Below are 19,693 nucleotides of genomic sequence, written 5' to 3'. Positions count from 1 at the left end.
GTAGTAGGTCTCTTTCCTCCACGATACTCGGGCGGACACGCTCCCGGGGTGTTCTACGCTGAGAGCGTGCCCAGGAAAATCCCCCTCGTCATCGGGCATCGCGGTGCGCCCGGCTACCGTCCGGAGCACAGCCGCTCCTCGTACGAGCTCGCCCTCGCGATGGGGGTGGATGCCGTGGAACCGGATGTCGTCGCCACGAAGGACGGCGTCCTCGTCGTGCGGCACGAGAACGAGATCTCCGGCACGACCGACGTCGCCGCGCATCCGGAGTTCGCCGACCGCAAGACGACCAAGCGCGTCGACGGCCAGGCGCTGACCGGCTGGTTCACGGAGGACTTCACCTGGGCGGAGCTGTCGACCCTGCGCGGACGAGAGCGGCTGCCGGAGGTGCGGGTGTCGAGCGCGAGCTTCGACGACTCGCAGGCCATCCTCCGTCTGCGCGACGTGCTGGACATCGTGCGCGACGGCTCGGTCGAGCACGGACACGAGATCGGTGTGGTCCTCGAGGTCAAGCACGCCACCTACTTCGCCGGCATCGGTCTCGAGCTCGCGCCGCTCATCGAGCGGGAGCTGCGGGATGCCGGCTGGGCGAATGGCGAGCTGCCGCTCGTGATCGAGAGTTTCGAGTCGACCGTGCTCGGTCAGCTGCGCGAGCGGGGGATCGCGGCGTCGTACGTCTACCTGATCGAGGCGACCGGGCGGCCGTACGACCGACTCGTGGCCGAGGGCAAGCAGGCGCGCACCTACAAGGCGACCGTGACCCCGGAGGGCCTCGACGGGCTCGTCGGCCGTGTCGAAGGCATCAGCGTGAGCAAGAAGATGCTGCTCGACCGCGGCAACACGATCGTCGCCGACGCCCATGCGCGGGGGCTCCAGGTGTTCACGTGGACGTGCCGTCCGGAGAACGCGTTCCTGTCCGCGGAGTTCCGCGGTGCGGGCGGCCGCGGCGCCTACGGAGACTACGAGGGGGAGTGGGGCATCATCGCGAGCCAGGGCATCGACGGCGTGTTCGTGGACCACCCCGACCTGGGCGTCGCCTTCTTCCGCGGCTGACCGAGGGGTCGCGGCTGACGGATTCTGCCGCGGCTGACCGAAGGTGGCGGCTGGCCGAGGGATCGCGGCGCGGGTTCAGAGCGGTCCGAGGACCGTCTGCACGTCGCGGTCGAGCACGATCGCGCGCAGGGGCTCCAGGATCTCGCGCTCCTCGAAGCGGAAGTGCGACTCCATGATCGCGGCGATCCCGTCGAGGTGCCCGCCGATGGACGCGGCATCGTCCCCGCGCTCGGCCGCGGTGCGCAGCGAGGCGAGCAGGTGGGCGAGCATCGAGTGGTCCTGCATCAGCTTGTCGATGATGCCGCCGAGCTCGGGATGCTCCGCGCGCAGCGCCGGGAACAGGGCGCGGTCCTCGGCCCCGTGATGTCCGTCCAGCGCAGCGCAGAAGCCGATGCAGTACAGCACGAGCTCGGAGGTCGCATCCGGTGCGCTCTCCCCCTCGGCGAGGGCGTCGCGGGTCGCGGCGAGGGCGGCGCGCAGACGGGAATGGGCCGAACGGAGCTCCTGATCCCAGGCGATCAGGCGGGCGGCGTCCATCGCCCCAGTGTAGGCGGCGGGCCGTTCAGAGCGTGCGGTCGAACGCACCCCGTCGGGTGGAGACGATCTCCTTGCCGAGCGGCATCAGCGAGACCGGCACCATCTTGAAGTCGGCGATGCCCATCGGGATGCCGATGATCGTCACGCACAGCAGGAACCCGGAGACGATGTGGCCGATCGCGAGCCACCAGCCGGCGAGGATCACCCAGAGCACGTTGCCGAGGAACGAGCCGACGCCGGCCGTCGGCTTGCTGACGACCTCGCGTCCGAACGGCCAGATGGCGTAGCGCGCGATGCGGAACGAGGCGATCGCCCAGGGGATGGTCACGATCGGGATGCACAGCAGCACCCCGGCCAGGATGTATCCGAGGAACAGGGCCCAGCCGGCCAGGATGACCCAGATGATGTTGAGGATCGTGCGCATGAGGTGATTGTGTCACCCGCGCGGCACGATGTCTGAGCATCCGCCCCGAGGTCCCGGGTGCGGCGGGTCCGCGATGCCAGACTGACCGCATGACCGGAATCGTGGTGCAAGACGTCAGCCGAGCGTTCGGGGCCGTGCAGGCCGTGCGCGCCGCCACCCTTCGCGCGGAGCCGGGCCGGGTGACCGGCCTGGTGGGACCGAACGGGGCGGGCAAGACGACCCTGCTCCTGATGCTCGCCTCGCTCCTGGCCCCCGACACGGGAACCATCAGCATCGGCGGGGTCGACCCCGCGGTCGACCCGCTCGCGGCGCGACGGCTGCTGGGATGGATGCCCGATGCGCTCGGAGCCTGGCCCTCGCTCACCGCGCGCGAGACCGTCGTCACGACCGCGCGGCTGTACGGCATCGAGAAGCCGGATGCGGAGGCCCGCGCCCAGCAGCTGCTCACGATGGTCGGGCTCGCCGACCTCGCCGACGCACCCGCCAAGGTGCTCTCGCGCGGGCAGAAGCAGAAGCTGGGCCTCGCCCGCGCTCTCGTCCACGACCCGCGGATCCTGCTCCTCGACGAGCCCGCATCGGGGCTCGACCCGGAGGCGCGGGTACAGCTGCGGGTGCTGCTGCGCCGCTTCGCCGCCGAAGGCCGCACGGTGCTGATCTCGAGCCACATCCTCTCCGAGCTGGAGGAGGTCGTCGACGACGCGGTGTTCCTCGTCGCGGGCACCGTCGTCGACGCCGCCCCCACACAGTCGTCCGCGCGCGCCTGGCGCGTCCGGTTGGCCGACGCGACGCCCGAGCGCATGAACGCCGACACCTGGCAGGTGGCCTCGAGCCTGGGTCTCGCTCCCGAAGCGCTGGCCGTCGACCGGGGCGCGGTGCTCGTCGGGTTCGACGGTGAGGGTGCCGCCGCGCAGTCGCTGCGTCGGCTCGTGGAGGCGGGACTCCCCGTCGCGGAGTTCGCGCCGGCGCAGAGCGACCTCGAGCACACCTTCCTGAATCTGTCGCACGCACCTCAGCAGCAGGCCCAGCCGCCCGCACCCCAGCCGCCCGCACCCCAGCCGCCGCAGACCTCGACGCCCGCGCCGCCGCCTGCTGCGCCCCCTGCACCGCCCGCGGCACCGACCGGAACGGAGGCGGGAGCATGAGCCTCGCGAACATCGGGATCATCGCCCGACTCGAACTGACCCAGCGGCTGCGCAGCGTCGGCTGGTACGTCATGCTCGGCGTCTTCGCCCTGGTGCTGCTCGGCGTCACCGGCCTCGCATTCGCCGTGTACTCCTGGGGCGATGCCGTCGGCGCCGGCGTCTACTCGATCGTGGTCAACATCGTGCTCCTGCTGGTCGTGCTGGTCTCGCCCACGCTCAGCGGCAACGCGATCAACGGCGACCGGGACGCCGCGACCCTCGCCGCGGTCCAGGTGACCGCCGTATCCACCGGCGACATCATGCTCGGCAAGCTCGTCGCGGCCATCGCGACCGGTGGTGCCTTCCTGGTGGTCGCTCTGCCGTTCCTCGCGCTCTCCCTGCTGGGCGGCGGGGCGGATGCCCTGGTGCTGCTCGTCTCGCTGCTCGTCCTCGCGGCCGAGATCATCGTCGTGGCCGCGATCGGCGTCGGCCTGAGCGGGCTCATCGCACGCCCGCTGTTCTCGGTGGCGACGACCTATCTCGTGGTCGCCGCCCTCGTCTTCGGCACGCTCATCGCCTTCGGCCTCGGGGGCATGGCCGTCCGCAGCGAGGCGACGGTCTCCTCGCGTCCGTACGATGCGAACGGGAACGTCGACTGCGAGCGCTGGGAGGAGAGCACGTCCTACGAGGTGCCCCGGTTCGACCTCGTCTGGTGGACGCTCGCCGCGAATCCCTTCGTCGTGCTCGCGGATGCGACCCCGACCGAGTTCTCGCCGGACGGGTATCCGGTCGACCTGTTCGGCCAGATCAAGTACGGGCTGCGCAGCGCACAGCAGTCGCCGCTCGACCAGCGCTGGGACGAGTGCGCCCCCGACGGCGGATACCGGACCCCCGAAGAGGTGATCGACGCGTCCGTTCCGAGCTGGTTCGTGGGGCTCGGCGTGCAGGTCGTCATCGCGGGCTCGCTGTTCGCCGGCGCCTGGGCGCGCACGCGGACGCCCGCTCGACGCCTTCCCCCGGGGACCCGCATCGCCTGATCGCCACCTCGCGTTCACCTGCCGTGCACCCGGGGGCTTCCCTGCGGCCACGCGGGATCGGTGGTCTGGGCGGGTACCCGTCTGAGTCCGGCGGGCCCCGTGCGCGGGGCCGTCCGGCAGAAGCCCCCAGGAGCCCCCATGCCCCGCCTGCACTCTGCAGCGGCGGTCGCGGCGGTGTGCGCGTTGAGCGCCGCCGCCCTGCTCGCCACGCCCGCCGCCGCGATCGGTGCCGATCCCGGCATCCGTCCCGCGGCGGAGACGCCGGTCGCCACGAGCCTCGTGCTCAACGAGATCGTCTACGACGACGCGGCGACCGGCCTCGCCGACCAGGTCGAGATCTACAACGCCGGCACCGAGACCGTGGATCTCGCGGGCTGGAAGATCGCCGACGAGAAGCGCGACACCTTCGGCACGGCGCCGGAGGGGACCTCGCTGGCCCCGGGCGAGTTCCTGGTGCTGGTGAAGGACGTCGACTTCGACTTCGGGCTCGGCAAGGGCGACGAGGTGGTGCTGTTCGACCCGAGCGGCGCCGAGGTCGATTCCTACGCCTATGCGAACACCGCACCGCTGTCGGTGTGGGCGCGCTGCCCCGACGGCACCGGCGAGTGGGCGCCCGCGACGGCGGCGACTCCCGGTGCCCCGAACGACTGCGCGGTCGCTCCGGTCGCCGGCTCCATCGTGATCAACGAGGTCGACTCGCAGCCGGCCGACTGGGTGGAGTTCTACAACCCCGGCACCGAGGCGCTCGACATCTCGGGCTATGAGATCCGCGACAACTCCGACGACCACCGCTGGCAGTTCCCGACGGGCACGACGATCGCCGCAGGTGCCTTCCTCGTGGTCGAAGAAGGCACGATCGGGATCTCCGGTGGCGTCGAGGCGGCGTTCCGCGAGCCGATCGGCATCGGCAGCGTCGACCGCATCCGCCTCTACGACGCGCAGGGCACCCAGCTCGACGACACGCTCCCGTGGCAGGGGCACGCCGCGATCGACGGCGACTTCGCCGCGGCCACTCTGGCGCGCTGCCCCGACGGCGTCGGCGCCTTCGTGCTCGCTCATCCGACTCCGCGCGCCGCGAACTCCTGCGTCATGCCGGCCGTGGTGATCAACGAGATCGAGTCGAACGGCGACACCACCGACTGGGTCGAGGTCGTGAACACCGGCAGCAGCGCCGTCGACCTCTCCGGCTGGACCGTCATGGACAACGACCCGACCGGCCACGCCGCGGAGAACACGCCCCTCCCGGCGGGAACGATCCTGCAGCCGGGCGGCTACTTCGTCTTCGACCAGCCCGCCGACTTCATCTTCGGCCTCGGCAACGGCGACACTGTCACGATCCGCGACGCGAACGGGAACACGGTCGACGAGCACGTCTACGCCGCGCATGCCGCCGGCGTCCTGGCGCGCTGCGCGGACGGTACCGGCGACTTCGTCGACATCGCCGTCTCGACCAAGGGCCTCCGCAACGCGTGCGGCAACCCGGTGCGCATCAACGAGGTCGAGTCGGACGGCGGCTCGCCCGACGACTGGGTGGAGCTCGTGAACCCCACGGACGCCTCCCTGGACGTGTCGGGCATCGTGGTGAAGGACGACGACGACAGCCACGCGTATGCGATCCCGGCCGGCACCACCATCGCCGCGGGGGAGTACCTCGTGATCGAGCGTGACCAGCTCGGCTTCGGGTTCGGCGGCGGCGACGCGGTGCGGGTGTTCGACGGCGACCTGCTCGTCGACGAGACCAGCTGGGGCGAGGGCCACGCGGCCACGACCTGGGGCCGCTGCCCCGACACGACCGGTGCCTTCGCGGCCACGGCCGAGTCCACGAAGGGCGCGGCGAACGTGTGCGCCGGAGAGGTCGCGGTCTCCCCGTGGCCCGGGTCCGCCGACGTGCGCGTCGTCGACAGCATCCCGACGTTCCTCGAGGACAGCTCGGGACTCGACGTGCAGGAGACCGCCGATGGGGCGTTCCTCTGGGCCGTCGACAACGGCGAGGGCCGCATCTGGAAGCTCGCGGCGCACGCCGACGGTTCGGTCGAGAAGGTGGACGGCTGGAAGGCGGGCAAGCGCGTGCGCTTCCAGAAGGATGCCGCGAATCCGGGCGCCGCAGGCCCCGACACCGAGGGCATCACGGTCGACGGCGACGGGTTCGTCTACGTCGCCTCCGAGCGCGACAACAGTGCCAAGGGCGTGAACCAGAACGTGGTGCTGAAGGTCGACCCCGACGCCTCGAAGGGCGACCTGGTCGCCCAGCAGGAGTGGGACCTGACCGCGCTGCTTCCCGCCGTGGGCGCGAACCTCGGGATGGAGGCCGTGCAGTGGGTGCCGGACTCCGCCCTCGCCGGCAAACTCTTCGATGACAACACCGGTGCCGCGTACGACCCGAAGGGCTACGCCGGTCACGGTGGCGGGCTGTTCCTGGTCGCGGTCGAGGACAACGGCCACGTGTACGCCTTCGCCCTCGGCGCCGACGGCTCGTCGCGCCTCGTGTCGGAGATCGCTCCCGGTCTCGCCGGCGTCATGGCCCTCGACTGGGACACGGTCCGCAACACCCTGTGGGCGGTGTGCGACGACGGGTGCCAGGGGCGCTCCGCCGAGATCACGCTCAACGGCACGGCCCAGCCCGGCATCGCCCACTACGCCCGTCCGGCCGGCATGCCGGACATCAACAACGAGGGCTTCGCGACCTCGCCGGCCTCGCTGTCGGTCGACGGTCAGCGTCCGGTGTGGTGGTTCGCCGACGGGTTCGCCTCCGAGGCGCTGCGCACGGGGACGCTGCCGGGCGCCGAGGGCGAGAACCCCGGCGGCGAGAACCCCGGTGGGGAGAACCCCGGTGGGGAGAACCCGCCACTTCCCGGCACCGACCTCGTCGACGGCAACCGCAACGGCCTGACGGTCGACCCGTCGGTCGCGGCCCGGGGGCAGAAGGTCACGGTCACGGTCGGTGCGGACGGCGCGGGGGAGGACGTGGCGGTATGGATGTACTCCGACCCGACGCGGATCGCGACCGGCGCGCTCTCCGCGGCCGGAGCGATCACCGTGACGATCCCGACCGACGCCCCGCTCGGCGCGCACCGCATCGCGGTGTACGACGGCGACGGCGCACTCCTCGGCTGGGCGGACATCCGCATCGCTGCAGGGACCGGGGCAGGCGGTCTCGCGGCCACCGGCTCCGAGCTCCCGGCGGCCGCCATCGCCGTGGCGCTGATGCTGCTGGCCGGGGGAGCCCTGGCCGTCGGACGCCGCCGCCGCGCGGCCTGATGCGGAAGGGGGTGCACGGGTCTCTCCCGTGCACCCCCTTCTCACGCGCTCCGCGCCGGGGCTTCCCGTGCCGCGGTGTCGGTGCCGACGCCTAGACTCATAAGGCCATGACCGAAGCTCCTCTCATCGTCCCCGGATCCGTCGGCCCCCGCTCCACCGGGGCGGAGGGGCAGGACGATCTCCTCGCCGGCCTGAACCCGCAGCAGCTCGAGGCCGTCACCTATCGCGGCCCCGCGCTGCTCATCGTCGCGGGAGCGGGATCGGGCAAGACCAGCGTGCTCACCCGCCGCATCGCGTCGCTGCTGCGCGGACGTGAGGCATGGCCGAGCCAGATCCTCGCGATCACCTTCACGAACAAGGCCGCGGGCGAGATGCGCGAGCGCGTCGAGGGCCTGATCGGCGACGCCGCGCGCGGAATGTGGATCTCCACGTTCCACTCCGCCTGCGTGCGCATCCTGCGTCGCGAGGCCGAGCAGTTCGGCTACACGAAGTCGTTCACGATCTACGATTCCGGCGACTCGCGCGCCCTCCTCAAGCGCCTGGTCAAGGAGCATGAGGCCGACGCCTACGGCCTCACTCCGGCCTCCGTGCAGTCGCGCATCTCGAAGCTCAAGAACGAGCTGTCCGACGCCGAGTCCTACGCGCGTCAGGCCAACATGACCGACCCGGCGGAGCGCGTCTTCGTCGAGGTCTTCGCCGATTACCAGCGGCAGCTGCAGAAGGCCAACGCCTTCGACTTCGACGACCTCATCGGCCAGACCGTGTACCTGTTCCGGGCGTTCCCGCAGGTCGCCGACACCTACCGCCGCCGGTTCCGGCACATCCTGGTCGACGAGTACCAGGACACGAACCACGCGCAGTACTCGCTGATCCACGAGCTGACGCGCCCCGTGTCGGGTGCCGCGGGCTCCGCTCCCGACCCGTATGCCTCGAACGGCATGATGATCTTCGAGCCCGACCCCGCGCCCACCGCGGATGCCGGTGAGCCCGGTGCCTCGCTCACCGTCGTCGGCGACTCCGACCAGTCGATCTACGCCTTCCGCGGCGCCGACATCCGCAACATCAGCGAGTTCGAACGCGACTTCCCCGGCGCCCGCGTGGTGCTGCTCGAGCAGAACTACCGCTCGACGCAGAACATCCTGTCCGCAGCGAACGCGGTCATCGGCAACAACTTCGACCGCAAGGACAAGAAGCTCTGGAGCGACAAGGGCGACGGCGACCCGATCATCGGCTTCACCGGCTACTCGCAGCACGACGAGGCGCAGTTCGTGGCCGACGAGGTGGAGGCACTGCACCGCGCAGGCATGCCCTACTCCGAGATGGCGGTCTTCTACCGCACGAACTCGCAGTCCCGTGCGCTCGAGGAGATCTTCATCCGCTCGGCGGTGCCCTACAAGATCATGGGCGGCACCAAGTTCTACGACCGCGCCGAGATCAAGGACGCGCTCGCCTACCTCGTCGCCGTCGCGAACCCCGCCGACGAGATGTCCGTGCGGCGCATCCTGAACAAGCCGCGCCGCGGCATCGGCGACGTGACCGAGACGGCCATCGCCCGGTTCGCCGAGGAGCACGGCATCAGCTTCCGCGACGCGCTGTCGCTGCCGGGGCAGCTCGGCGTCGGGCCGAAGCTGCAGGCGGCGATCGGACAGCTCGACGCCGTGCTGGCCGAGGCCACCGCGATCCTGATCCCCGCCACCGGGGAGCTTCCTCCGCCCACGGCGGTCGCCGATGGACTGAGCCTGCTGCTGGGCAAGAGCGGCTACCTCGACGCCCTGCGCGCGAGTCGCGATCCGCAGGACGAGGCGCGTGTCGAGAACCTCGACGAGTTCGTGGCCGTCGCCCGCGACTTCGCCCGCAACAACCCCGAGGGCACGATCGTCGACTTCCTCACCGAGGTCGCCCTGGTGTCCGACGCCGATGACCTCGACGACGAGTCGGGCTCGGTCTCGCTGATGACCATGCACACCGCGAAGGGCCTCGAGTACGACGCCGTGTTCGTCACCGGTGTCGAGGAAGACCTCATCCCGCACCGCATCTCGGCGGGGGAGCCGGGTGGTCCTCAGGAGGAGCGTCGCCTCTTCTACGTCGGCATCACGCGTGCGCGCAAGCGGCTGCACCTGTCCCTCGCGATGACGAGGGCGCAGTTCGGCGAGGTCACGGTCGCGATGCCCAGCCGGTTCCTGCAGGAGATCCCGTCGGGTCTGATCGACTGGCGGCAGTCGCCGGGAGATGTGAACTCGCGCGGCGGGATGCAGTCGCGAGCCCTGAACGCGCGTCGCCAGGGTGGCTTCGGCGGTTCCGGTGGTTCCGGCTCCGGCGATCGTTTCGCGGTCAAGGCGCTGCCCGGCCGCGACTCCCTGAAGCCGCTGTCGACCGCGATGGACAAGTTCCCGAACCGCGTCACGGCCAAGATGCGCGACAACGGCGATCTCGAGCTCGCGGCGGGCGACCGCATCCGCCACGTCGACTTCGGCGAGGGGCGCGTGGATGCCGTGACCGGCGAGGGTGCGAAGCGCATCGCCCATGTGCGGTTCGACTCGGCGGGGCAGAAGAAGCTGCTCATCAAGGTCGCGCCGATCGAGAAGATCTAGCACCGCCGCGGAGTCCTCTCCGCGGCGGAACGCAGGCCGGATTGCCGGTTAGGCTGACTGACATGGCCCTCTTCTCCCGCCGCAAGAAGTCCGGTGACGATGCCGTCGCCCCCACCGCCGTCACCGTCGAAACCGACGCCGTCGAGAACGACGCCGTCGAGAACGACGCTGTCGCCTCCGATCAGAGCGCGCCCGTCGAGGATCAGGCCGCCGCGCCCGCCATCGGCATCTCGGTGCAGGCGTTCCGCGGTGTCGGAGCCGAAGCCGGTCCCGAGGTCGCGCTGCCCTCCTCCGACCCGACGCCCGAGGCGCCGGTCGCTGCTCCTCGTCCTGCGCAGCCGAGCCCGGCCGTGCAGCCCGAGGTTCCTCCCGTTCGGCGTCTGCCGCTCGCTTCTCCGCTGCCGCCCGAGCAGACCGAGACCGTCGCGGGCATGAAGGACAACGTCCTGCTCCGCGAGGCGCTCACCGAGATCGAGGCGGGCGCGACCAACGACCAGCTGCTCGGCGTGATGCGCCAGGCGCTGCAGGGTCACCTGTACATCCGTGTGAACGGCGATGCCCGCGCGCAGATCAGCGAGGGGCGGCCGCTCTCCGTCGCGGTGGTCCGCGATGCGGAGGACCGCCAGTTCATGCTCGCGTTCAGCTCGGCGCGCGCGGTGCGCGACTCCGTGCAGCTCGAAGCCGACCCCTCCGCGACGTCGGCGGTGGCGCAGCCCGTCACCTCGGTGCTGCAGCAGGTCGTGTCCGGTGACTTCGCGGGCCTCATCGTCGACAACGCCTCGGCCCCCCACCGCGTCGTCTTCCCGACCGAGCTGCTGCAGAAGACGCTCGATCAGGCCGATGCCGAGATGACGGTCAAGAGCCTCCTCGCCGCGCCCCGCGAGCAGGATTCGGCGGTCAAGGTCGGCGAGGCGCTCGCGACGAAGCGGATGTGGGTCGCGGTGAACGACGGCTCCGACAGCGGGCAGGTCGGCATCGCCGAGGCGCAGACGACCGACGGCCGTCGTTTCCTGCAGCTGTTCTCGCACCCGCTCGAGGTCATCGCGCTCGGACGGGGCGACCGGCCGCTGCCCTTCGAGCCGGCGCAGCTGGCCAAGGTGCTCACGAGCCACTCCGAGATGGCCGGTGTGATCGTCGACTCGGCCGGTCCGACGCTCGTCGTCGAGCGCGACGCGCTCGCGCCGGTCCTGGTGCTCGCGGTCGACCTCGAGGACGAGTAGGGGAGCGCTCCGCCGCGTGACCCGCGCGGGGTTCCCTCGGTCGAGGCGGCGCTCTAGGGTCGGAGCATGGCCTCCGAACGCGTGACCCTGACCGTCGCCGACTCCGACGGAGAGCGCGAGATCGCGCTGTCCAGCCCGAACCGCGTGGTGTGGCCGGATCTCGGCATCACGAAGGCGGAGCTGGCCGAGTACGTCCAGCTCGTCTCCGTGCCGTTCCTCGCGGCCAACGGCCATCGTCCGGTGTCGCTCGAGCGGTTCCGCGACGGCATCGGTCCCGCCGACGGCCCGCGGGCCGAGGGCTTCTTCTCGAAGAACCCGCCCAAGGGGACCCCGGAGTTCGTCGACGCCGTGACGGTGACGTACAACAGCGGGCGCCAGCATCCGCAGATCGTGCTCACCCGCACGAGCGCCATCGTCTGGGCGGTGCAGATGAACACGATCGTGTTCCACCCCTGGGCCTCGCTCGCGGCCGACGCCGACGATCCCGTCGAGCTGCGCATCGACCTCGACCCACAGCCGGGCACGGACTTCGCGGATGCGGTGACGGCCGCGCACACGCTGCGCGAGGTGCTGCGCGAAGCCGGACTCGAGGCGTTCGCCAAGACCAGCGGCAATCGCGGCCTGCACGTGTTCGCGCCGATCGAGCCGACCCACGAGTTCCTCGACGTGCGTCATGCGGTGATCGCCGCCGGGCGGGAGCTCGAGCGCCGGATGCCGGAGCAGGTCACCACGAACTGGTGGAAGGAGGAGCGCGGGGAGCGGATCTTCGTCGACTTCAACCAGGCGAACCGCGACCGCACGATGGCCGGCGCCTACAGCCCGCGGGCTCTGCCCGGCGCCACCGTGTCGACACCGGTCGCGTGGGACGAGCTCGACGGTCTGGACCCGCGGCGGTTCACGGTGCGCAGCATCCCGGAGCGCCTGGCCGAGATCGGGGACCCCTGGGCGGACATGCCCTCGTCGCCCGGCCGCATCGACACCCTGCTGGAGTGGTGGGAGCGCGACCGGGAGAACGGGCTGGGGGAGCTGCCCTTCCCGCCGGAGTTCCCGAAGATGCCGGGGGAGCCGCCGCGGGTGCAGCCCAGCAAGAAGGTCGCCGCGAACTGGGACGAGGACGGCGCTCCCGCCGACAAGGACTGAGCCCGCTCAGGCGAGCACGTCGGCGAGGTCGTAGCCTGCGACGGTGTCCAGCTGGTCGTAGGTGCACGATCGCGCCTCGCGGTCCGGCCGCCAGCGCTCGAACTGCACGGTGTGCCGGAAGCGGGCGCCTTCGAGCTGGTCGTAGCGCACCTCGAGGACCCGTTCCGGGCGCAGGCGGACGAACGACACGTCCTTCAAACCGCTGAACCGCGACCGCTCGCCTTCGCCGGTCACCGCCTCGCCGCTGTCGTCGCGCTCGACCAGGGGTGCGAGCTCCTCGACCAGCTCCTGTCGACGCACGTCGCTCCACGCGGCCACCCCGCCCACCTGGCGGAGCACTCCGTCGTCGCCGTACAGCCCGACCAGGAGCGAGCCGACCCCGGAGCCCGACTTGTGGATGCGATAGCCGAGCGCGACCACGTCGGCCGTGCGCGCGTGCTTGATCTTGAACAGGGTGCGCTTGCCGGGCGCATACGGCTGATCGAGGGGCTTCGCGACGACTCCGTCGAGGCCCGCGCCCTCGAACTCGGCGAGCCACCGCACCGCCGCCTCGCGGTCACGGGTCGTGCGGGTGATGTGCAGAGGGTGCTCCACCGCCGCCATGAGCGTCTCCAGGCGCGTCCGCCGGATCTCGAACGGCTCCGTGAGAAGGTCATCCTCTCCCTCGGCGAGCAGGTCGAAGGCGATGAACATGGCCGGCGTCTCCGTGGCCAGCTTCGCGACGCGGGAGGCCGCCGGGTGGATGCGCTGGCTCAGAGCCTCCCAGTCGAGCCGCTGAGCGCCCGCCGGGCCGGTCGCGACGACGATCTCGCCGTCGAGCAGACACGGGCCGGGAAGCAGCTCCGGGATCGCCTCGACGAGCTCCGGGAAGTATCGGGTGAGCGGCTTCGCGCCGCGCGATCCGATCTCGACCGTGTCGCCGTCCCAGGCGATGAGCCCGCGGAAACCGTCCCACTTCGGCTCGTACAGAAGACCGCCCGGGCTCTTGGCCGGGTCCGGCACGGCGGGGACGGCCTTGGCGAGCATCGGCGCGGGGATGTCGTAGCGCATGCTCCCATCCTGACGGCAGGGCACCCGCGGCGGAAGGGCGGCTCAGCCGAAGAGGTCGTCGAGCGTCGCGGGCGCACCGGCGTCCCGCAGCGCGGTGTGCGCGGCGTGCCAGCCGGCCATGCCGTTCACGCCGGGTCCCGGGGGCGTCGAGGAGGAGGCCAGGTACACCCCGGGCATCGGCGTGCGCCACGGGACGGGGGAGAGGGTCGGACGCCTCAGCGCCTGGCGGATGTCGAACACGCCCCCGGAGATGTCCCCGCCGATCTCCGCCGGATTGATGGCCTCGCGTGACGAGGCGGGCACCGCGTGATGGGCCAGGATCAGGTCGCGGAAGCCCGGGGCGAAGCGCTCCACCTGGGCCGTGATGAGCTCCGTCGGATCGAGGTCAGACCCCGGCGGCACGTGGATGTACGCCCAGAGCACGGCCTTGCCCTCCGGGGCGCGGGTGTCGTCGCGGACCGAGGGCTGCACGACCAGCACGTAGGGACGCTCGCTGACCCGCCCGGCCGCGACGGCGTTCTCGCTCGCCCACACCTCGGCCCTGGTCCCGCCGAGGTGCACGGTCGGCGAGCTCGCGATGTCGGGGTTCGTCCACGGGACCGGACCGTCCAGCGCGAAGTCGACCTTCGCGGCCCCCGGGCCGTAGCGGTAGGAGGAGACGGCCCGTGCATAGCCCGCGGGGACGTCGGGGTGCGTCAGCACGAGTCGCGGCGAGGTGTTCAGCATCAGCAGGTCGCCTCGGCGCGGGTCTCCCCAGTCGAGCCGTCGCAGGTCGGTGACGGGTGTTCCCGTCTCGAAGACGCCGCCGTGCGCGCGGATGTCGTCGATCATGGCGTCCGCGATGCGCTGCGAGCCGCCGCGAGGATACGGCCAGCCCCGGGCGTGCGCGAGAGCGGCCAGCAGCATGCCGGCGGCGGCTCCGGCCAACGAGGGCAGGGGAGCGTTGGCATGCGCGACGACGCCCGACATCAGGGCGGCCGCCTCCTCGGTCCGGAACGCGTGCGCGGCGAGGGGGGTGCCCTGATCGAGGACCCTGATCGCGTAGCGGACCGCGGTCACGGGGTCGCGCGGAATGCGCAGCAGCTGGTTGCCGGTGAAGTCGGCGACGCCGTCGATGTGCCGGCTCAGAGGGCGCAGCCGCGAGAGCCAGGCCGGACCGTCGGCTCCGAGGCCGGCGGCGGCGCGGTCGATGTCGCGCCAGGCGATCGCCGCCCGCCCGCGGTCGAGCGGGTGCGCGTAGGAGGCTTCGGGGTGGATCCACTCCACGCGCCGGTCGAGCCCGAACGCCCGGAAGAACGGCGAGGCGAAGGCCGCCGGATGCACCGCGGAGCACACGTCGTGACGGAATCCGGGGAGCGTGGAATCGAGGGTGCGGACGCCGCCGCCGAGTGTCGCGGACGCCTCCAGCACCCGCACCTCGTAACCGGCGCGTGCGAGCGACACCCCGGCGGCGAGGCCGTTGGGGCCGGAGCCGATGATCGTCGCCCGCGCCATGACGCCAGTCTCCCACGCCCGCGCGGCAGAAGCGGTCGAGAGAGGGGCTCCGGGCGTGCGATCCTGGAACAGATGAAAGAAGTTCAGGGGCCGACCCCCGCAGGCACCTCCCGTCCATACCGCTCGCTTCCCGAGGCGCTGCGCGCGCACCGGATCGATCCGTCGAACCACGCGTTCATCACGGCCATCGTCGAAGCCATCGGAATCAGCTCGTTCATCGACCGCGGTCGATACATCGAAGCGATCCGTCGGGGTGAGGGCGCGTCGCTGCACATCGGCCGCACTTACACCAACGGCTTCACCGAGGACGAGCGCCTCGTCGTCGGATCCGCGCCGCTGCGTCTGCAGCCGAGCGAGGGCCGTGCGCCCTACTTCTACGTGAGCCACCCGAGCGAGTTCCTCCCGATCACGCCGCCGCGCGCCGCGAAGCGCACGACGACGCCGCGGGTCTCCACGCCCCGGGTCGAGAAGCCGAAGCCGGTGGAGGAGCGTGACTACGGCGTGTGCGACGTCTGCTTCATGGTGAAGACGCCGTCCGGCGGCTGCGGCTGCGACTGAACGTGACCGCCCGCGCGGAGGCGACGATCGGCCGCCCGCTCGTCCGAGCCGCCGACCTCGCCGGCGTCGATGCGCTCGCGGTCTCCGCGGCCGTCGAAGCCTACCTCCGCCAGACCGAGTCCGAGAAGGCGCAGCAGGAGGGCTCCGACCCGGACCCCGCCGCGCCGTTGCCGGACCGCTACCGCCGCGAGGTCGACGACCCCTCCGCCGCCTACGCCGGATGCCGGGTGCTGGTCGCCGAGATCGACGGGCGTGTGGTCGGCGTGGTCGTGCTGTCCGTGCCGGACCGCGTCGCGGAGATCAAGCGGCTGTGGGCCGTTCCCGACGTGCGCGGCCGTGGCGTCGGCTCGGCTCTGCTGGACGCGGCGGTGGCTGCCGCGATCGATGCCGGCGCCGCCGAGGTGCGCCTGTCGGTGTGGGACTGGCGGGTGGGCGCCGTGCGCCTGTACGCCTCGCGCGACTTCGAGCCGGTGCCGTCCTGGGACCACCGTGAGCGCCTGGTGTGCATGGTGCGACCGACTGCTCGGACGGCCGCGCCCGGGCTCTAGGCGAACGCGCTCATCCCGGTGATGTCGCGGCCGAGCAGCAGCGCCTGCACGCTCTCCGTGCCCTCGTAGGTATGGATGGCCTCGATGTCGGCGAGGTGCTGCATCACGCCGTTCTCGAGGAGGATGCCGTTGCCGCCGAGCAGGTCGCGGGCGGTCGAGGCGATCCGTCGCGCGGCACGGGTGTTGTGGAACTTCGCCAGCGACGCCTGGGTCGGACGCAGCTCGCCCGCGGTCTCCAGGTCTGCCATCCGGCGGCAGTACAGCTGCATCGCCGTGAGGTCCTCGAGCATGTGGGTCAGCCGCTCCTGCACCATCTGGAACTTCGCGAGGGGCTTGCCGAACTGCACGCGCTCCTTCGCGTAGGCGAGCGCCGCCTCGTAGCAGGCGGTCGCGTGTCCGAGCGCCGACCATGCGACTCCCGAGCGGGTCGCGTAGAGCACCGTCGAGGCGTCCTTGAAGCTCTTGGCACCCGGAAGCACCGCGTCGAGGGGCACGCGCACGTCGTCGAGGACGATGTGCGCCTGGTGGATCGCCCGCAGCGACGCCTTGCCGCGGATCACGCTGCCGGTGTAACCGGGGGTGTCCTGCTCGACGAGGAAGCACCGCACGGCGCCGTGCTCGTCCGCCCCCTCGTCGTCGACGCGCGCCCAGACGAACGTGATGCCGCCGGACGCGCCGTTGCCGATCCACTTCTTCGCTCCACGGAGCACCCACTCGTCACCGTCGCGGCGGGCCACGGTCTCCAGCGACACCGAATCGGAGCCGTGGTCAGGCTCGGTCAGCGCGAACGACCCGAGCACGGACGCGTCGGCGAGCGCCGTGAGCCACCGCTCCTGCTGGGCGGGCGAGCCGAACAGGGCGAGGGTGCGCAGCGCGAGTCCGCCCTGGACCGCGAGGATGGTGCCCAGCGAGCCGTCGCCGCGCGAGATCTCCATGTTGACCAGGCCGGCGGCCAGGGGGGACATGCTCGTGAGAGACGGATGCGGGATGCCGTCGACGACGAGGTCCATCTCGCCCATCCGGCGTGCGGCCTCGAGCGGGTACTCCGCCCGGTCCCAGGCCTCCGCCATCTGCGGCGCGACCTCGTCGACGTAGGACTTCGCGCGATCCCATGCCGCGCGGTCGGCCGTGGGGATGTCGGAGAAGACGGCGTAGTAGTCGCTGTCCTGACGTCCGGTGATGTCGTACGACGAGACACGCTCGCCGGGGAACGGGGTGGCTGCAGTGCTCATGGGGCTCCTTCGTGGACCTGAGTATCGTACTCCTCGATACTCGGTTCCACGACCCCGAGACGGCTAGTCGAGCTCGGACTGCAGACGGCGCGTGACCTCGGCGATCGGCATGGACCGCGGGAAGACCGCGACGACCATGTCGTCGGGGGCCTCGGCGGCCGCATCCGTGACTCCGTACCGGCGACGGACGTCGGCGAGGGCGGTCTGCAGCGTCGACAGCGGGACCTTCTTGCGGCCGCGCAGCAGCTGGCGCAGCACGTGGTTGTGCACGGCGGTCACGAGTGCGGCGAATCCGACGGCGTCCAGCGGGTCGACGCCGGGGAGGGCTCCGCGCAGGTACTCGTCGAACAGCCGCTCGTAGCGGAACACCGTGATGATCTCGCGCTCGCGCAGCACCGGCACCTGACGGACGATCTGGTAGCGGCGACGGGCGAGCTCGGGGTCGTGCGCGAAGTGGGCGAACACCGACTCGGATGCCGCGCACACCGCGCCCCACGGGTCGTCGTGTCCCTCGTCGAGGAACTCCCGGAGCTGCTCCAGGAGCACCTCGTGATCCGCGAACACGACGTCCTCCTTGCCGCCGAACTGACGGAAGAAGGTCGATCGGGAGACGCCGGCGGCCTTGGCGATCTGCTCCACCGACGTCTGATCGAACCCCTGGTCGCTGAAGAGCTCGAGCGCGGCGGCCACGACGCCGGTGCGCAGTTCTGCGGATTCGTGCATGGCGAAAGCCTAGACCTCGGCAGGCGGAGACGCCGAGGCGAGACCGTCATACTGAGAGCGTGAGTGAGCGCGGGATTGCGGCCGGATGGTACGAGACACGCCGCCGAGGCACCCTGCGGTGGTGGGACGGTGCGCGGTGGACCGAGCGCATCGCGGTGCGCGGTCGCGAGACGACGCTGGCGGACGACAGCGCCTCCACGCGCCGGCAGCTCCTCGTGTGCGAGGTCGTACTCGCCGTCGTCCTGGTCGCCTCGATCCTCTTCGCGCTGTGGGGCTCGCTGCCGGTGGTCGTGATCCGGCCCGTGATCGTCGCGACCGGTGCCGCCCTCGTCTTCACCCCGTTCGTGATCTCTCGACAGCTCCGTCTCGTCGCGCTGCCGGCGAGGCGCTGGGGCGTGCCGACGCTGCGCTGATCCGGACGGCGCTGCGGCCGCAGGAGCGCCCAGGCCGAGGTAGTAGGCTGGGGGACTGGTCGATGTCTCGACATCGAGAGAATTACCAGACAGCAGCCCAGTGAAGGAACCACAGTGGATCTGTACGAGTACCAGGCACGAGACGTTTTCGAGAAGTACGGAGTGCCGGTCCTCGCCGGCATCGTCGCGGACACTCCTGAAGAGGTGAGGGCGGCTGCCGAGAAGATCGGCGGAGTGGTCGTCGTCAAGGCTCAGGTGAAGACCGGCGGCCGTGGAAAGGCGGGCGGCGTCAAGGTCGCCAAGACCCCCGACGAGGCGTACGAGGCGGCGAAGGCCATCCTCGGCCTCGACATCAAGGGCCACGTCGTCAAGCGCGTCATGGTCGCGCAGGGTGCGCGCATCGCCGAGGAGTTCTACTTCTCCGTGCTGCTCGACCGTGCCAACCGCTCCTACCTGAGCCTCTGCTCGGTCGAGGGCGGCATGGAGATCGAGGAGCTCGCGGTCGAGCGTCCCGAGGCGCTCGCGCGCGTCGAGGTCAACCCGCTCACGGGCATCGACAAGGCGAAGGCCGTCGAGATCGCCCGCGCGGCGAACTTCCCCGAAGACCTCGTCGAGAAGGTCTCCGACGTGTTCGTGAAGCTCTTCGACGTCTACAAGGGCGAGGACGCGACGCTCGTCGAGGTCAACCCGCTGGTCCGCACCGAAGAGGGCGACATCATCGCGCTCGACGGCAAGGTCACGCTCGATGACAACGCCTCCGAGATCCGTCACCCCGAGCACGAGGCGCTCGAGGACAAGGACGCCGCAGACCCGCTCGAGGCCAAGGCCAAGGAGTCGGGCCTCAACTACGTGAAGCTCGACGGCGAGGTCGGCATCATCGGCAACGGCGCAGGACTCGTCATGTCGACGCTCGACGTCGTCGCCTATGCGGGCGAGAACCACAACGGCGTCAAGCCGGCCAACTTCCTCGACATCGGTGGCGGAGCCTCGGCTGAGGTCATGGCCGCCGGCCTCGACGTCATCCTCGGCGACCCGCAGGTGAAGAGCGTCTTCGTCAACGTGTTCGGTGGCATCACGGCGTGCGACGCCGTCGCCAACGGCATCAAGGGCGCGCTCGAGACGCTGGGCGCCGCGGCCTCCAAGCCGCTCGTCGTGCGCCTGGACGGCAACCGCGTCGACGAGGGTCGCGCGATCCTCGCCGAGTACGCGCACCCGCTTGTGACCCTGGCCGCCACCATGGACGAGGGCGCCGACAAGGCCGCCGAGCTCGCCAACGCCTGAGACTGAAGGACGA

The 19,693-nt window shown here is 71.1% G+C and carries 17 protein-coding genes; 11 read left to right on the top strand and 6 right to left on the bottom strand.

What is annotated here, in order from left to right; translation table 11 throughout:
• Positions 1–66 precede the first annotated feature (66 nt).
• Complete coding sequence (locus tag AC07VM_RS09895; RefSeq protein WP_494910976.1) at positions 67–1,053, top strand: glycerophosphodiester phosphodiesterase family protein; 987 nt, start codon at positions 67–69, stop codon at positions 1,051–1,053.
• Positions 1,054–1,128: 75 nt separating this feature from the next.
• Here AC07VM_RS09895 and AC07VM_RS09890 read toward each other — a convergent pair whose 3' ends face one another.
• Positions 1,129–1,590 (bottom strand): hemerythrin domain-containing protein, encoded by a 462-nt coding sequence (locus tag AC07VM_RS09890; protein ID WP_267417604.1) that lies wholly within the window; start codon positions 1,588–1,590, stop codon positions 1,129–1,131.
• A 25-nt stretch (positions 1,591–1,615) separates the two neighbouring features.
• A complete protein-coding gene (locus AC07VM_RS09885; RefSeq protein ID WP_267417605.1) occupies positions 1,616–2,014 on the bottom strand; it encodes a YccF domain-containing protein in 399 nt (132 codons plus the stop codon).
• An 89-nt stretch (positions 2,015–2,103) separates the two neighbouring features.
• Here AC07VM_RS09885 and AC07VM_RS09880 point away from each other — a divergent pair, with 89 nt between their 5' ends.
• From AC07VM_RS09880 to ligD, 6 genes are all read left to right on the top strand, one after another.
• A complete protein-coding gene (locus tag AC07VM_RS09880) occupies positions 2,104–3,156 on the top strand; it encodes an ABC transporter ATP-binding protein (RefSeq protein WP_494910974.1) in 1,053 nt (350 codons plus the stop codon).
• Complete coding sequence (locus AC07VM_RS09875) at positions 3,153–4,172, top strand: ABC transporter permease (RefSeq protein ID WP_494910973.1); 1,020 nt, start codon at positions 3,153–3,155, stop codon at positions 4,170–4,172. The genes AC07VM_RS09880 and AC07VM_RS09875 overlap by 4 nt, the downstream gene beginning before the upstream one ends.
• A gap of 138 nt (positions 4,173–4,310) precedes the next feature.
• Complete coding sequence (locus AC07VM_RS09870; protein ID WP_494910971.1) at positions 4,311–7,430, top strand: lamin tail domain-containing protein; 3,120 nt, start codon at positions 4,311–4,313, stop codon at positions 7,428–7,430.
• Between the two features lie 107 nt (positions 7,431–7,537).
• Positions 7,538–10,021, top strand: coding sequence for an ATP-dependent helicase (locus AC07VM_RS09865; protein WP_267417609.1), 2,484 nt, complete (start codon positions 7,538–7,540; stop codon positions 10,019–10,021).
• A 62-nt stretch (positions 10,022–10,083) separates the two neighbouring features.
• Complete coding sequence (locus AC07VM_RS09860; RefSeq protein ID WP_494910969.1) at positions 10,084–11,241, top strand: SseB family protein; 1,158 nt, start codon at positions 10,084–10,086, stop codon at positions 11,239–11,241.
• 66 nt (positions 11,242–11,307) lie between these two features.
• Positions 11,308–12,381 carry a non-homologous end-joining DNA ligase gene (gene ligD, locus AC07VM_RS09855; RefSeq protein ID WP_494910967.1) on the top strand — a complete coding sequence of 358 codons (1,074 nt, stop codon included), beginning with the start codon at positions 11,308–11,310 and terminating at the stop codon, positions 12,379–12,381.
• Between the two features lie 6 nt (positions 12,382–12,387).
• Here ligD and AC07VM_RS09850 read toward each other — a convergent pair whose 3' ends face one another.
• On the bottom strand, positions 12,388–13,431 hold the full coding sequence (locus AC07VM_RS09850) for an ATP-dependent DNA ligase (protein WP_494910965.1): 1,044 nt from the start codon (positions 13,429–13,431) through the stop codon (positions 12,388–12,390).
• A gap of 42 nt (positions 13,432–13,473) precedes the next feature.
• The gene (locus AC07VM_RS09845; RefSeq protein ID WP_494910963.1) at positions 13,474–14,925 is read right to left on the bottom strand and encodes a phytoene desaturase family protein; all 1,452 of its coding nucleotides are present in this window, start codon (positions 14,923–14,925) and stop codon (positions 13,474–13,476) included.
• 72 nt (positions 14,926–14,997) lie between these two features.
• On the opposite strand from AC07VM_RS09845, the gene AC07VM_RS09840 reads away from it, so the two are divergent.
• Both AC07VM_RS09840 and AC07VM_RS09835 read left to right on the top strand, forming a co-directional pair.
• Positions 14,998–15,483 carry a hypothetical protein gene (locus AC07VM_RS09840; protein ID WP_267417614.1) on the top strand — a complete coding sequence of 162 codons (486 nt, stop codon included), beginning with the start codon at positions 14,998–15,000 and terminating at the stop codon, positions 15,481–15,483.
• A 2-nt stretch (positions 15,484–15,485) separates the two neighbouring features.
• A complete protein-coding gene (locus AC07VM_RS09835) occupies positions 15,486–16,031 on the top strand; it encodes a GNAT family N-acetyltransferase (RefSeq protein ID WP_494910961.1) in 546 nt (181 codons plus the stop codon).
• On the opposite strand, the gene AC07VM_RS09830 is transcribed toward AC07VM_RS09835, so the two are convergent.
• Positions 16,028–17,263, bottom strand: a complete 1,236-nt coding sequence (locus AC07VM_RS09830) for an acyl-CoA dehydrogenase family protein (RefSeq protein ID WP_494910959.1) — start codon at positions 17,261–17,263, stop codon at positions 16,028–16,030. The two genes, AC07VM_RS09835 and AC07VM_RS09830, sit on opposite strands and share 4 nt — an antisense overlap.
• 63 nt (positions 17,264–17,326) lie before the next feature.
• A complete protein-coding gene (locus AC07VM_RS09825) occupies positions 17,327–17,986 on the bottom strand; it encodes a TetR/AcrR family transcriptional regulator (protein WP_494910957.1) in 660 nt (219 codons plus the stop codon).
• A gap of 59 nt (positions 17,987–18,045) precedes the next feature.
• Between AC07VM_RS09825 and AC07VM_RS09820 the strand changes: the two genes are divergently transcribed.
• Both AC07VM_RS09820 and sucC read left to right on the top strand, forming a co-directional pair.
• On the top strand, positions 18,046–18,399 hold the full coding sequence (locus AC07VM_RS09820) for a DUF2510 domain-containing protein (protein WP_494910955.1): 354 nt from the start codon (positions 18,046–18,048) through the stop codon (positions 18,397–18,399).
• 114 nt (positions 18,400–18,513) lie between these two features.
• Positions 18,514–19,680, top strand: coding sequence for an ADP-forming succinate--CoA ligase subunit beta (sucC, locus tag AC07VM_RS09815; RefSeq protein WP_267417620.1), 1,167 nt, complete (start codon positions 18,514–18,516; stop codon positions 19,678–19,680).
• The last annotated feature ends 13 nt before the right edge of the window (positions 19,681–19,693 follow it).

This window comes from Microbacterium sp. GW821-FHT01D02 (assembly GCF_059422585.1).
The sequence above is the reverse complement of the archived record's forward strand: the minus strand, read 5'-3'. Positions and strand labels throughout refer to the sequence as shown.

Excerpts from the sequence above, each read along its gene's own strand:
- AC07VM_RS09890 (WP_267417604.1), bottom strand. The coding sequence starts at position 1,590 with ATGGACGCCGCCCGCCTGATCGCCTGGGATCAGGAGCTCCGTTCGGCC.
- AC07VM_RS09885 (WP_267417605.1), bottom strand. The coding sequence starts at position 2,014 with ATGCGCACGATCCTCAACATCATCTGGGTCATCCTGGCCGGCTGGGCC.
- AC07VM_RS09880 (WP_494910974.1), top strand. The coding sequence starts at position 2,104 with ATGACCGGAATCGTGGTGCAAGACGTCAGCCGAGCGTTCGGGGCCGTG.
- AC07VM_RS09875 (WP_494910973.1), top strand. The coding sequence starts at position 3,153 with ATGAGCCTCGCGAACATCGGGATCATCGCCCGACTCGAACTGACCCAG.
- AC07VM_RS09870 (WP_494910971.1), top strand. The coding sequence starts at position 4,311 with ATGCCCCGCCTGCACTCTGCAGCGGCGGTCGCGGCGGTGTGCGCGTTG.
- AC07VM_RS09865 (WP_267417609.1), top strand. The coding sequence starts at position 7,538 with ATGACCGAAGCTCCTCTCATCGTCCCCGGATCCGTCGGCCCCCGCTCC.
- AC07VM_RS09860 (WP_494910969.1), top strand. The coding sequence starts at position 10,084 with ATGGCCCTCTTCTCCCGCCGCAAGAAGTCCGGTGACGATGCCGTCGCC.
- ligD (WP_494910967.1), top strand. The coding sequence starts at position 11,308 with ATGGCCTCCGAACGCGTGACCCTGACCGTCGCCGACTCCGACGGAGAG.
- AC07VM_RS09850 (WP_494910965.1), bottom strand. The coding sequence starts at position 13,431 with ATGCGCTACGACATCCCCGCGCCGATGCTCGCCAAGGCCGTCCCCGCC.
- AC07VM_RS09845 (WP_494910963.1), bottom strand. The coding sequence starts at position 14,925 with ATGGCGCGGGCGACGATCATCGGCTCCGGCCCCAACGGCCTCGCCGCC.
- AC07VM_RS09840 (WP_267417614.1), top strand. The coding sequence starts at position 14,998 with ATGAAAGAAGTTCAGGGGCCGACCCCCGCAGGCACCTCCCGTCCATAC.
- AC07VM_RS09830 (WP_494910959.1), bottom strand. The coding sequence starts at position 17,263 with ATGAGCACTGCAGCCACCCCGTTCCCCGGCGAGCGTGTCTCGTCGTAC.
- AC07VM_RS09825 (WP_494910957.1), bottom strand. The coding sequence starts at position 17,986 with ATGCACGAATCCGCAGAACTGCGCACCGGCGTCGTGGCCGCCGCGCTC.